Origin of the sequence: Pseudomonas sp. NFIX49, assembly GCF_900115915.1 — a bacterium.
In the GTDB taxonomy this organism is placed as follows: Bacteria; Pseudomonadota; Gammaproteobacteria; order Pseudomonadales; family Pseudomonadaceae; genus Aquipseudomonas; species Aquipseudomonas pharyngis.
Window position 1 is genome coordinate 378,754 of sequence record NZ_FOYE01000004.1, and the last position, 13,396, is coordinate 392,149.

Sequence of the window (13,396 nt, forward strand, 5' to 3'; positions counted from 1 at the left end):
CTGCATTCCCACGCGGAGCGTGGGAACGATCAGTGGCCGCGATCAGTCGAGGTGGTCAGTTACCCGCCAGACTCGGTGGCATGCAAACGCCCGTGCCGCCAATCCCGCAGTAGCCTTCCGGATTTTTCGCCAGATACTGCTGGTGATAGGCCTCGGCGAAGTAAACGGTCGGCGCCTGTTCAATCTCGGTGCTGATTTCACCCAGACCCGCCTTCGACAATTCCGCCTGATAAACAGCCTTGCTCTTCAACGCCGCCTCCAGTTGCTCCGGATGGGTCGCGTAGATCACCGAACGGTACTGGGTGCCGATGTCATTGCCCTGGCGCATGCCCTGCGTCGGGTTGTGCAGTTCCCAGAACATCGCCAGCAGCTCTTCGTAGCTGACCTTGGCCTTGTCGAACACCACCAGCACCACTTCAGCATGGCCGGTCAGGCCCGAGCAGACTTCTTCGTAGGTCGGGTTTGGCGTGTAACCGCCGGCGTAACCGACCACGGTGCTGACCACGCCTTCGCGCTGCCAGAAGCGGCGCTCGGCACCCCAGAAGCAGCCCAGGCCGAAGATCGCGAAGTCGACGTCCTGAAAGAACGGGCCAAGCAACGGCGTTTCGGTGAAAACAAAGTGTTTTTCAGGCAGGGCCATTGGGGTTTCGCGGCCAGGCAGAGCTTGTTCTTTAGTCGGTAGCACGTTTTTGTTCACCAGAATTTCCGAGCGCAGAACCATGATCGTTCCTCTCAGTCAGGATGGGATGTCTATAAGCTGACCCACAGTGTGCCCAATGATGCCCGGTTAATCACCAGGCAAAATGTGCGGATAGTGTCCTGTGGGTTACAGAGAGAGCGGACCGCGCGGGTAGCGCTTGAGCGCCTGGATCAGCTCGCCGCCCGGAATTGGCCGGTCGAACAGGTAGCCCTGGCCGACGTCGCAGCGGTGCCGGCGCAGGAACGCCAGCTGCTCGGCGGTCTCGATGCCTTCGGCCACGACCTTGAGTTTCAGGTTGTGGGCCATGGCGATCACGGCGGAGGTGATTTCCATGTCGTCCTGGTTGTCCGGGATTTCATGGATGAAGCTGCGATCGATCTTGATGATGTCGATCGGGAATTTTTTCAGGTAGCTGAGCGACGAGTAACCGGTGCCGAAGTCGTCCATGGCCAGGGTCAGGCCCAGACGCTTGAGCTGGTCGAGCTGCAAGTGCGTGTCTTCGGTCGCTTCCAGCAGCAGGCCTTCGGTCAGTTCCAGCTCCAGCAGATTGGCCGGCAGCGCTTCTTCCTTGAGGATGTTGGCGATCGAGGCCACCAGATCCGGGTCGGAGAACTGTTTGGGCGACAGGTTGATCGCCACCTGCAGATTGCCCATGCCCGCAGCGGTCAGCGCTTTGCTCATGCGGCAGGCCTGGCGGGCGATCCACTTGCCGATCGGAATGATCAGACCGGTTTCTTCGGCGACGCTGATGAACTGGTCCGGGCGGATCATGCCGCGCTCCGGGTGATTCCAGCGCAGCAGCGCTTCCATGCCCAGCAGACGACCGCTGCGCAGGCACAGCTTGGGCTGGTAGAACACGTCCAGCTCGTTTTGGGTCAGGGCGCGGCGCAGGTTGTTCTCGACGAACAGCTTATAGCTGGCCTCGGCGTTCAGCGCTTCGGTGAACACCTGCACCTGATGTTTGCCGTTGGCCTTGGCCTTGTGCAGAGCGAGGCCGGCGTTGCGCATCAGGGTCTGCGGGTCGCGGCCGTGCAGTGGCGCGCAGGCCAGGCCCACGGAGCCGGTGACGCTGATCAACTGGTTGTCGACGAACATCGGTTTATCCAGCGTCGCCAGCAATTGGTTGGCGATCTGCTGCCCGGTGGCAAGGTCAGTGTCGTCGAGCAATACCGCGAATTCGTTACTGGCGAACCGCGCCAGACTGCCGCTCGGGCTCAGGCTGTTGCGCAGGCGCCGGGCCAGGCTGATCAACAGTTTGTCGCCGGTCTGGTGGCCGAGGCTATCGTTGATCCGCTTGAAGTTGTCGATGTCCACCAGCAGCAGGCTGATCGGGGTATCGCTATCCCGGGCGAAGCGTTCATCCAGATTGCGGATAAATGCAGGCCGGTTACCGAGGTTGGTCAGGTTGTCGGTATACGCCAGGCGCTCGATGCGCTGCTGCGCCAGCTTGGTCTGGGTGATGTCTTCGTAGATGCCGATGTAATGCGTCAGCTCACGGTTGTCGCCGTAGACCTTGGAGATCGACAGTTGGCCCCAGTAGGGTTCGAGGTTCTTGCGGCGGCTCTTGAACTCGCCCTGCCAGCTGTTGCTCTTGGCCAGCGCCGACGGCGCGTCGAACAGCAGCTCGCTTAAGTTTTCCAGGGCTGGCAACTCCGACAGGCGCTGGCCGTGGACTTCCTCGGTGGTGTACTGGGTGATCGCGGTGAAGCTCGGGTTGACGTACTCGACCACGCCGTCGCAGTTGACCAGCAAGAAGGCGTTGGCACTCTGCTCGACCGCGCGCTGGAACAGGTGCAGGGCGCTGGTGGCGGTACGGCGGTTGTGGTTGTTGATGACCTGGGCGAACTGGTCGGCGAGTTCACCGGCAAAGGCGATTTCGTCGGACTGCCAGGCGCGGGTGACGCCGGTCTGCTCCAGGCACAACACGCCGACCACCTGGCCGTCGACGCGGATGCTGGCGTCGAGCATGGCGTTGACGTCGCGCGGGCGAAGGGCTTCGGCCATTTCCCGGGTACGCGGGTCGCGCATCGCGTTGTGCGCGTCGATGGCACGGCTGCCGTGCAGGGCTTCCATGTAATCGGGGAAGCCGCTGACGTCGATCACCTCCGGCAGGATGTATTCCTGGGTGGCGCGGTGGTACGCCGAAATCGGCACCAGCTTCTGACCTTCGAGGTTCCACAGGCTGGCACAGTCGATTTCGTAGATATCGCAGGCGCAGCGGGTAATCAGTTCGGCGGCTTCTTGCAGGGAGTTCTGGCTGCTGTAGCGCTGGCGGGCCAGCAACAGGATCAGATCCTGTTGGGCGCGCACCCGCTCCAGATGCTGCAGTTGTTCCTGCTGGGCGCGCTGATTGAGCTCCAGGGCGATTTGCAGGCGTGAATTCTGGGTTTCAAGGTCGACGGACGGCAGCGAAGGTGCCTCGTCAAACACGTTGTCGACCGCCAGCAGGTAACCGCGCAGCAAGTGGCGGTTGTGCTGTCTGTAGGCTTCGCCGAGTTCGAGAATGCTCAGCGCACCGGCGGCGGTGTGCAGGGTGTAGCGCACCAGATAATGCGGGCTGTGACCGAGTTGTTGCTGGATCGCGTCGTGCAGTTGATAACGCGCTTCGGGTTCCATCAGGCTGGCATAGGGCGAGCCGACCAGAGCGCAGAGTTCGACGGCGGGCTGGCCGAACTGGCGTTCACAGTTGGGATCGAGAAACAACATGGCCCAACTGGCTTCATTCAAGCGCTCGAAACGCAGCATGCCGAGCCGCGAGGGCACAGGCAACTGCGTCACTACCTCGGCCACCATACGGCTGGCGGCATCGGGTTGGCTCTTCATGAAGGGAACTCGCTTGGAAATTTGCTGAACGCGCCGGGCTCGCGCCCTCTTTACTGTTGCCTGCGGCAAGGTTGCATCATTGCGGCACTGACTGACAAGAGACATGAAGGCCAAGTGCTATAAGAATATGTCGGCTGCAGTGAACATTTCTCCAGCACCCGCCGGAAACTAATGCTACCAAGCGTGAAAATGGCCGTTCCAGAGCCTTCCGGCATCCGGAACGGTCGTACCGCTGGATTTATCGCAACGGAATATCGATGGATTGCAGGTGCCTGCCATCCCGATCGTGATAGTTGACCTGGATTCGCCCGGCTTCAACCACCATGTGCGCGAAGTTGTCCTGGCTGACGACCTCGCTGGTCAGTTCGTGCCGGTATTCGCCTGACTCGGTTTGCGCCAGCGCCTGGTCGAGCGTGAAGGTCGCGGCGGTGGCGTAGGGCAGCAGTTTGCTGTTGCTCAGCGGCGAAGACACGACGGTGTGCACCTCGAAGTCCGGGTCTTCGCTGTGTGTCAGGCGACTGGTCAGCGAGCCATGCACATCACCGGAAATGAACACGACGTTCCTGATCCGATGCTGGCGGATGGTTTCCAGCAGGCGCAGACGCTGTTCGGGGAAGCCCGCCCAGGCATCATCGCCGTTCATTTTGCGGTCGGGGTAGAACATGACGCTGGTGACCACGAACTTGACCCGCGCCGGGCTATTGATCAACCACTTGCACAGCGCCTGTTCCTGTTCTTCATCGAGGATGCGCCGGTTGTCATTCGACAAGTTGCGGCGAGTTCGACTGTCCGTCACAAACCATTCAATATCGCCATCGGTGAATTGATACCAATAGTGCTTCAGTGTCGTGCGATCAATTGTTCCGCTGGTTGTTGTTGAACAGATCGGACTGTGACTCGCTTGATAAATATCGTAAGTCGCCATTGCATTGCGATAGAGAGTTTCATCGGACTCGTTGGCGTTCATCGGCCAGTTATCTTCTATTTCATGATCATCAAGAATCATGTAAGTCGAAGTCTCCGACATCAGTCGTCGAATATTAGGCAGGGAAAACGCCGCGCGATACTTTTCAATGAATTCGTCATAGTCGCGATCCGGGGCGAACAGATTCAAGTCGTCGGCGTAGATCTGATCGCCACACATCATGATTGCGCTGATTGCCGGTTGTGCACCCTCGATCAACTGGCTGATGGACGCGAAGATCCGGTCGCCCAGATGCGGGAGCACCGGGACGCCGGCGGTCATGCGCAGGTAACGGCAGGAGCCGAGGATGTAAGCGCGCGGCTGCAAAGGCTGGCTGCTGCGGGTGCGCAGGCGGTAAATCTCCCGTGGCCATTGCAGCGGCAACTCCGCCACGCTGTGGATGGTGTGGACGGGACTCATCGGGCTGAACCAGCCGGTCTGGTATTCGTATTCGGTGTCTGCCTTCAGATGATCGATTACGAATACTTCCGTCATGTCGCGGGTTGAATCAAGTTTGACAAACTGGGCGGGTTGCCATTGTTTCGAATCCAGTGGCCGGTAACGAATGCCGGCAAATACGGACGCATTATGTTGCAGTCCGCCACGAATAAATATCCGCGCCTGATTAGTTGATGTGTGGCCAATGATCGGGCCGACAGTAGGTTTAAGCATGTTCGAATCCATTCGAATAAGTGTTGGTAATTAATAAAGTTTCCCGGTTTGTTGGTGTAACTTCAGTGCGCCAAGGTTAGTTGCCTGGTGCTAAAAAATATCAATATAAAGTGGACTCGAGTCGTGGCCTATATCAGCGCAAGTTGTGGGAAAAGTTCGGGCGACAGTTATTTCAGGCAAAAAAAAGCCCCGCCAAACTGACGGGGTTGAGGTACGAGCGTGTGGCGCTCGAAAACGTGGAACGCGGTCGGCCCTCCGTTGCCGGAGGGCCGAGCGCTTTACAGCAGGATGGTGCGGATGTCCGCCAGCAGGTCGCTCAGACGCTTGGTGAAGCGTGCAGCAGCGGCGCCGTTGATCACACGGTGATCGTAGGACAGCGACAGTGGCAGCATCAGTTTCGGCTGGAAGGCTTTGCCGTCCCAGACTGGCTGGATGGTTGCCTTGGAAACACCGAGGATCGCCACTTCCGGCGCGTTGACGATCGGCGTGAAGCCGGTGCCGCCAATGTGACCGAGGCTGGAAATGGTGAAGCAGGCGCCTTGCATCTCGTCCGACGAAAGCTTCTTGGTCCGGGCTTTTTCAGCCAGGGAAGCAGCCTCGGCGGCCAGTTGCAGCAGGCTCTTCTGGTCGACGTTCTTGATGACCGGTACGAGCAGGCCATCCGGGGTGTCGACGGCGAAGCCGATGTTCACGTATTTCTTGCGGATGATCGCCTTGCCGCTTGGTGCCAGCGAGCTATTGAAGTCCGGCAGTTCCTTGAGCAGGTGCGCGCAGGACTTGAGCAGCAGCGGCAGGATGGTCAGCTTGACGCCGGCCTTCTCTGCGACAGCTTTCTGTGCGGTGCGGAACGCTTCCAGCTCGGTGATATCCGCCGAGTCGAATTGCGTCACGTGCGGCACGTTCAGCCAGCTGCGGTGCAGGTTGGCAGCGCCGACCTGCATCAGGCGGGTCATCGGCACTTCTTCGATTTCGCCGAAACGGCTGAAGTCGACGACCGGAATCGGCGGGATGCCCGCGCCACCGGTTGCGCCAGCAGCTGCGGCCGGTGCTTCCTTGGCCTTCTGCATCATGGCTTTGACGTAGGTCTGCACGTCTTCTTTCAGGATGCGACCGTGCGGACCGCTGGCGCCGACAGCGCTCAGCTCGACGCCGAACTCGCGAGCCAGTTGACGCACGGCAGGGCCGGCGTGAACTTTCGCACCAGGCTTGGCTGGAGCAGCAACCGGAGCGGCAGCAGGTGCAGCGGCTGGCGCCGGAGCACTCGGAGCAGCAGCGGCAGCTGGAGCCGGGGCAGCAGCCGGGGCGGCGCCTTTGACTTTCAGCTTGAGGATCAGATCGCCGGTGCCGACTTCGTCGTCCAGCTTGATGGAAACGCTTTCCACCACGCCAGCGGCAGGCGACGGGATTTCCATGCTCGCCTTGTCGGATTCCAGAGTGATCAGCGACTGGTCGGCTTCAACGCTGTCGCCAGCCTTGACCAGCACTTCGATGATCTTGGCCTTGCCGGCCGAACCGATGTCCGGAACGTGGATGTCCTGAACGCTGTCGGCAACCGGTGCAGCTGGCGCGGCGGCAGGTGCTGGAGCAGCAGCGGCCGGAGCAGCAGCCTGAGCCGGAGCGGCCGCAGCAGGGGCGGCAGCACCCGCCACTTCCAGGTCCAGGATCAGGTCGCCGGTGCCGACTTCGTCGTTCAACTTGACGCTGATGGCCTTGACCACGCCAGCGGCAGGCGACGGGATTTCCATGCTCGCCTTGTCGGATTCCAGGGTGATCAGCGACTGATCAGCCTCGACGGTGTCGCCGACCTTGACCTGGATCTCGATGATCTGGGCCTTGCCCGACGAACCGATGTCCGGCACGTGCACTTGCTGAACCGAAGCGGCAGCCGGAGCTGCGGCTGGCGCAGCCGGTGCAGGCGCAGCTTCGGCCTTGGCGGCAGGCGCAGCAGCCGGAGCAGGGGCCGCTTGCGCGGCGCCCTCGACTTCCAGCTCCAGCAGTTCGTCGCCTTCTTTCAGGCGATCGCCCAGCTTCACTTTCAGGCTCTTGATGACGCCGGCTTTCGGGGCCGGCACTTCCATGCTGGCCTTGTCCGATTCCAGAGTCAGGATGCTCTGGTCGGCTTCGATACGGTCGCCGACCTTCACAAACAGTTCGATTACTTCACCTTCACCGCTGCCGATGTCAGGTACGCGAATGAGTTCGCTCACAGAGTTTCTCCTCAGCAGTCCAGTGGGTTGCGTTTTTCCGGGTCGATGCCGAACTTGGTAATGGCCTCGGCCACGACTTTAGGTTCGATATCACCACGGTCAGCCAGTGCTTCCAGGGCTGCCAACACCACGAAATGACGGTCGACTTCGAAGAAATGACGCAGTTTCTTGCGGCTGTCGCTGCGGCCGAAACCGTCGGTGCCCAGGACTTTGAATTCCTTGGACGGTACCCACTGACGGATCTGCTCGGCGAACAGCTTCATGTAGTCGGTCGATGCGATGACCGGACCCTTACGGCCGCTCAGGCATTCTTCGACGTAGCTGCGCTGAGGCTTCTGGCCAGGTTTCAGACGGTTGCTGCGTTCTACGGCCAGGCCGTCGCGACGCAGTTCGTTGAAGCTGGTGACGCTCCACACATCGGCGCCGATGTTGAACTCTTCACGCAGGATCTTCGCCGCTTCACGGACTTCACGCAGGATGGTGCCGGAGCCCATCAGCTGTACGTGGTGCGCCGCATCGCGGGTGTCTTCTTCGAGCAGGTACATGCCTTTCTTGATGCCTTCTTCGGCACCGGCCGGCATGGCTGGCTGCTGGTAGGACTCGTTCATCACGGTGATGTAATAGAAGATGTCCTGTTGCTCTTCGGTCATCTTCTTCATGCCGTCCTGAATGATCACCGCCAGCTCGTAGCCGTAGGTCGGATCGTAGGTGCGGCAGTTCGGGATGGTGGCAGCCAGCAGGTGGCTGTGACCGTCTTCGTGCTGCAGGCCTTCACCGTTCAGGGTGGTACGGCCGGCGGTGCCGCCGATCAGGAAGCCACGGGTACGGCTGTCGCCAGCGGCCCATGCCAGGTCGCCGATACGCTGGAAGCCGAACATCGAGTAGAAGATGTAGAACGGCAGCATTGGCTGGTTGTGGCTGGAGTACGAAGTACCGGCGGCGATGAAGGAGCTCATGGCGCCTGCTTCGTTGATGCCTTCTTCAAGGATCTGACCTTTCTGGTCTTCCTTGTAGAACATTACCTGGTCTTTATCGACTGGCTCGTAGAGCTGGCCGACGGACGAGTAGATGCCCAACTGACGGAACATGCCTTCCATACCGAAGGTACGGGCTTCGTCCGGGATGATCGGAACGATGCGCGGGCCGATTTCCTTGTCCTTGACCAGTTGCGCGAGGATTCGCACGAACGCCATGGTGGTGGAAATTTCACGGTCGCCGGAACCATCGAGGATTGCCTTGAGGGTGTCCAGATCCGGAGTCGGTACGCTGAAGCTCTGGGCGCGACGCTGAGGCACGAAACCGCCCAGTGCGGCACGACGCTCGGCCAGGTAACGGGCTTCGGCGCTGTTTGGCTCCGGCTTGAAGAACGGCAGGTTTTCCAGCTCTTCGTCTTTCACCGGGATGTCGAAGCGGTCGCGGAACAGCTTCAGGCTGTCGACGTCGACTTTCTTGGTGTTGTGCGCGGTGTTCTTCGCTTCGCCCGCACCGGTACCGTAACCCTTGATGGTCTTGGCCAGGATGACGGTCGGTTGTTCTTTGTGGTTGACCGCTTCGTGGTACGCCGCGTAGACCTTGTACGGGTCGTGGCCGCCACGGTTGAGTTTCCAGATCTCGTCGTCGGACAGATCAGCAACCATCGCCTTGAGTTCTGGCGTGTTGAAGAAGTGTTCACGCACGAACGCGCCGTCTTTGGCTTTGTAGTTCTGGTACTCGCCGTCGATGACTTCGTCCATGCGACGTTGCAGGATGCCGTCGGTGTCCTTGGCCAGCAGTGGGTCCCAGAAACGGCCCCAGATGACTTTGGTCACGTTCCACTGAGCACCGCGGAACACGCCTTCGAGTTCCTGGATGATCTTGCCGTTGCCGCGAACCGGGCCGTCGAGGCGCTGCAGGTTGCAGTTGATGACGAAGATCAGGTTGTCCAGCTTCTCGCGGCCGGCCAGGGAGATCGCGCCCAGGGATTCCGGCTCGTCGCACTCGCCGTCGCCCAGGAAGCACCAGACTTTCTGTTTGCCCGGCTGGATGAAGCCGCGGTGTTCCAGGTACTTCATGAAGCGTGCCTGGTAGATCGCCTGGATCGGGCCCAGACCCATGGATACGGTCGGGAACTGCCAGAAGTCAGGCATCAGCCAAGGGTGCGGGTAGGACGACAGGCCCTGACCGTCGACTTCCTGGCGGAAGTTGTTCATCTGGTCTTCGGTGATGCGGCCTTCCATGAATGCGCGGGCGTAGACGCCTGGCGAGGTGTGGCCCTGGAAGTAGATCAGGTCGCCGCCGTGTTCGTCGGTCGGGGCCTGGAAGAAGTAGTTGAAGCCGATGTCGTACAGGGTCGCACTGGAAGCGAAGCTGGAGATGTGACCACCCAGGTCAGAATCTTTCAGGTTCGTACGCATTACCATGGCCATCGCGTTCCAGCGTACCAGCGAGCGAATGCGGCGTTCCATGAACAGGTCGCCAGGCATGCGTGCTTCGTGGGTAACGGGGATCGTGTTGCGGTAAGGCGTGGTGATGGCGTAAGGGAGCTGCGAACCGCTGCGGGTTGCCAGTTCACCCATACGGGTCATCAGATAGTGAGCACGGTCTTCGCCTTCTTTGTCGAGAACCGATTCCAGGGCGTCCAGCCATTCCTGGGTTTCGACGGGATCGAGGTCTTGCATGGCTTGCTCCAGGGCGGAAAGGCTTCCAGAATCGGTTGCCTGAGTTTGCGACTGGCCTTGTGGGCAGACGATTTAAAATTCTTGGATTGCCGACAGGTTGTTCCGGCGGCGTGTAGTTTTACTACAAATCATCCGGCATTTCAGCCTTTCGAATGTATAGACGAGTAGTAAAACTACAGATGAAAGGCTTGTGGCCTCCGACTGCGTTGTGAGAATAATCGTTAAGGTTGGTCTTTAGCCATCCGAAAAAGGTGAAAGTTTGATGCTGGCTGCCAAAGAAAAAGAAATTTCAGCTATTTCTCACTTTTGTTCGACAGTCCTTCGCGTAGCGGTTTTTCATTCATCACTACAAGCGGCCATTTACACGCCGATCAAGGATAGACCATGACCCTGCCCGCGCTTGCCGAACTGCCCGCCATTCTCCTGCCGTTGGTCAGCCGATCGGAGCAGTCGTTCCGTGCGGCCGTCGCACAACTGGAAGACGATCACGGCTTCTCGTCCTGGACGCCGGAACGCTGGGCGCAGTTCGCCCGCGTCAGCGCCGCCAGCGATTTCGTCATTGAACAGAGCGTTCGTGACCCTTTGATGTTGTTGTCGCTGGTGCAGTCCGGCGAACTCGACCGGGCATTCGCTCCCGGTGAGTTGTGCGGGCAGATGGCGGATGCGGTCGCCACCGCGCAGACCGAAGACGAATTGGGCCGCGTCCTGCGCCGTCAGCGCACCCGGCATCAGGTGCGGATCATCTGGCGCGACCTCAACCGTCAGGCCGATCTGGTGCAGACTTGCCGCGATCTCTCGGACATGGCCGACGCCAGCATCGATCAGGCCTATCAATGGTTGTACCGCCGCCATTGCGAGCAGTTCGGCACGCCGACCGGCCGGCGCAGCGGCGAACCACAGCAAATGGTCATCCTCGGCATGGGCAAGCTCGGCGCGGTCGAGCTGAACCTGTCGTCGGACATCGACCTGATCTTCGCCTACCCCGAGGGCGGCGAAACCGTCGGCGTGAAGCGCCCGCTGGACAACCAGGAATTCTTCATTCGTCTCGGCCAGCGCCTGATCAAGGCCCTCGACCCGATCACCGTCGACGGTTTCGTGTTCCGTGTCGACATGCGTCTGCGCCCGTACGGCTCGTCCGGCGCGCTGGTGCTGAGCTTCAATGCGCTGGAGCAGTATTACCAGGATCAGGGCCGCGACTGGGAACGCTACGCGATGATCAAGTCGCGGGTGGTGGCCGGCGATCAGGTGGCGGGCGAGCAATTGCAGGAAATGCTGCGGCCGTTCGTTTACCGGCGCTATCTGGACTTCTCGGCGATCGAAGCGCTGCGCACCATGAAGCAGCTGATCCAGCAGGAAGTGCGGCGCAAGGGCATGGCCGACAACATCAAGCTGGGCTCCGGTGGTATCCGTGAAGTCGAGTTCATCGCCCAGGCTTTTCAATTGATTCACGGTGGTCGCGACCTGAGTCTGCAACAGCGCCCTCTATTAAAGGTGTTGAGCACGCTCGAAGGGCAGGGCTATCTGCCGCCAGCGGTCATCAGCGAGCTGCGCGAAGGCTACGAATTCCTGCGTTACACCGAACACGCGATCCAGGCGATTGCCGACCGCCAGACCCAGATGCTCCCGGACAGCGCTCAGGATCAGGCGCGAATCGCGTTCATGCTCGGTTTCGCCGACTGGGAAGCGTTCCACGAGAAGCTGATGTTCTGGCGCGGCCGGGTGGCCTGGCACTTCGCGCAAGTGATCGCCGATCCCGATGAGGACGAGGGCGCCGAGAGTGAAGTGGTGGTCGGCGGAGAATGGCTGCCGCTGTGGGAAGAGGCGCAGGACGAAGAGGCGGCCTGTCGCCAGTTGGAGGAGGGCGGTTTCGCCGACGCGACCAAGGCCTTGAAGGCATTGGCGAGCCTGCGTGCCAGCCCGCAGTTGCGAGCGATGCAGCGTCTGGGGCGCGAACGTCTCGATGCCTTTATTCCGCGCCTGCTGGCTCAGGCGGTGGAGCACGAAAATCCCGATCTGGTGCTGGAGCGGGTGCTGCCGCTGGTCGAGGCGGTGGCCCGGCGTTCGGCTTATCTGGTGTTGCTGACGGAAAACCCCGGCGCGCTGCGGCGTTTGCTGACGCTGTGCGCCGCCAGCCCGTGGATCGCCGAGCAGATCACCCGTTTCCCGCTGCTGCTCGATGAACTGCTCAACGAAGGCCGCCTGTTCAAGCCGCCGCTGGCACCGGAACTGGCTGCCGAATTGCGCGAGCGCCTGACCCGGATCCCGGAAGACGACCTCGAACAACAGATGGAAGCCCTGCGCCATTTCAAACTGGCGCACCGCTTGCGCGTCGCCGCCTCGGAAATCGCCGGCAGCCTGCCATTGATGAAAGTCAGCGATTACCTGACCTGGCTGGCCGAAGCAATTCTTGAGCAAGTGCTGGCCCTGGCCTGGCGCCAGACCGTGGCCAAATACGGCACGCCACTGCGCACCGATGGCACGCTGTGCGATCCCGGCTTCATCATTGTCGGTTATGGAAAAGTCGGCGGGATCGAGTTGGGGCATGGTTCGGATCTGGATCTGGTGTTCATCCACGATGGCGATCAGCAGGCCGAAACCGATGGCCCGAAACCGATCGATGGCACGCAGTTTTTCACCCGGCTCGGCCAGCGGATCATTCACTTGCTGACGGCGCAGACCAACTCCGGCCAGCTGTACGAAGTGGACATGCGCCTGCGTCCGTCCGGGGCGTCCGGGCTGCTGGTCAGTTCGCTCGGCGCGTTTGCGCGCTATCAGGAAAATGAAGCCTGGACCTGGGAACATCAGGCCCTGGTGCGGGCGCGGGTGCTGGTGGGCAGCCAGGATGTCGGCCAGGCCTTCGAGAGCGTCCGGGCCCAGGTGCTGGGCAAGGCTCGGGATCTGGCGAAACTGCAACAGGAAGTGAGCGAGATGCGCGCCAAGATGCGCGACAACCTCGGCAGCAAGAGCACCGCCGCCGGCACCGGGGCGAATGCCTTCGAGTCCACGGCGCCGTTCGACCTCAAGCAGGACGCCGGAGGTATCGTCGATATTGAATTTATGGTGCAATACGCGGCCCTGGCGTGGTCGCAGACCCACCCGCCGTTGCTGCGCTGGACGGACAATATCCGCATTCTGGAAGAGCTGGAGCACGAAGGGCTGATGCCGGCCGAAGACGCCAGCCTGTTGCGCGAGGCCTACAAGGCCTATCGTTCCGCCGCCCACCGGCAGGCCTTGCAGAAGGACGCCGGGGTGATACCGGGCGATCAGTTCGCGGACGAACGGCGGCAGGTGATGCGGATCTGGCGTGAGCTGGGGCTAAGCTGATTCTCGAGACGGGGAGGCGTGAAGCCTCCCCGGTTCGTTTATGGAAACC

At 60.8% G+C, this 13,396-nt stretch carries 7 protein-coding genes; 2 read left to right on the top strand and 5 right to left on the bottom strand.

Translation table 11 applies throughout. The annotated features are described in order from the left end of the window. Positions 1 to 55: 55 nt before the first annotated feature. The 5 genes from msrA to aceE form a co-directional block, all read right to left on the bottom strand. Entirely contained in the window at positions 56 to 721 is a 666-nt protein-coding gene (gene msrA, locus BMZ46_RS13665) for a peptide-methionine (S)-S-oxide reductase MsrA (RefSeq protein ID WP_074689601.1), read from the bottom strand. Positions 722 to 826: 105 nt separating this feature from the next. Next, complete coding sequence (locus tag BMZ46_RS13670) at positions 827 to 3,523, bottom strand: putative bifunctional diguanylate cyclase/phosphodiesterase (RefSeq protein ID WP_039766525.1); 2,697 nt, start codon at positions 3,521 to 3,523, stop codon at positions 827 to 829. Between the two features lie 238 nt (positions 3,524 to 3,761). Continuing rightward, entirely contained in the window at positions 3,762 to 5,159 is a 1,398-nt protein-coding gene (locus BMZ46_RS13675; protein WP_074689602.1) for an alkaline phosphatase D family protein, read from the bottom strand. A gap of 278 nt (positions 5,160 to 5,437) precedes the next feature. Continuing rightward, positions 5,438 to 7,366 (bottom strand): dihydrolipoyllysine-residue acetyltransferase, encoded by a 1,929-nt coding sequence (aceF, locus tag BMZ46_RS13680; RefSeq protein WP_074689603.1) that lies wholly within the window; start codon positions 7,364 to 7,366, stop codon positions 5,438 to 5,440. A gap of 11 nt (positions 7,367 to 7,377) precedes the next feature. Then, positions 7,378 to 10,023 (bottom strand): pyruvate dehydrogenase (acetyl-transferring), homodimeric type, encoded by a 2,646-nt coding sequence (gene aceE, locus BMZ46_RS13685; protein ID WP_039766531.1) that lies wholly within the window; start codon positions 10,021 to 10,023, stop codon positions 7,378 to 7,380. 262 nt (positions 10,024 to 10,285) lie between these two features. Here aceE and BMZ46_RS29530 point away from each other — a divergent pair, with 262 nt between their 5' ends. Together BMZ46_RS29530 and glnE are read left to right on the top strand one after the other, a co-directional pair. Next, positions 10,286 to 10,411, top strand: coding sequence for a hypothetical protein (locus tag BMZ46_RS29530; protein ID WP_256574488.1), 126 nt, complete (start codon positions 10,286 to 10,288; stop codon positions 10,409 to 10,411). Then, on the top strand, positions 10,408 to 13,347 hold the full coding sequence (gene glnE, locus BMZ46_RS13690) for a bifunctional [glutamate--ammonia ligase]-adenylyl-L-tyrosine phosphorylase/[glutamate--ammonia-ligase] adenylyltransferase (RefSeq protein WP_074689604.1): 2,940 nt from the start codon (positions 10,408 to 10,410) through the stop codon (positions 13,345 to 13,347). The genes BMZ46_RS29530 and glnE overlap by 4 nt, the downstream gene beginning before the upstream one ends. The last annotated feature ends 49 nt before the right edge of the window (positions 13,348 to 13,396 follow it).

Coding starts and splice junctions, on each gene's coding strand:
- msrA (WP_074689601.1), bottom strand. CDS start 721: ATGGTTCTGCGCTCGGAAATTCTGGTGAACAAAAACGTGCTACCGACT.
- BMZ46_RS29530 (WP_256574488.1), top strand. CDS start 10,286: ATGCTGGCTGCCAAAGAAAAAGAAATTTCAGCTATTTCTCACTTTTGT.
- BMZ46_RS13670 (WP_039766525.1), bottom strand. CDS start 3,523: ATGAAGAGCCAACCCGATGCCGCCAGCCGTATGGTGGCCGAGGTAGTG.
- BMZ46_RS13675 (WP_074689602.1), bottom strand. CDS start 5,159: ATGCTTAAACCTACTGTCGGCCCGATCATTGGCCACACATCAACTAAT.
- glnE (WP_074689604.1), top strand. CDS start 10,408: ATGACCCTGCCCGCGCTTGCCGAACTGCCCGCCATTCTCCTGCCGTTG.
- aceE (WP_039766531.1), bottom strand. CDS start 10,023: ATGCAAGACCTCGATCCCGTCGAAACCCAGGAATGGCTGGACGCCCTG.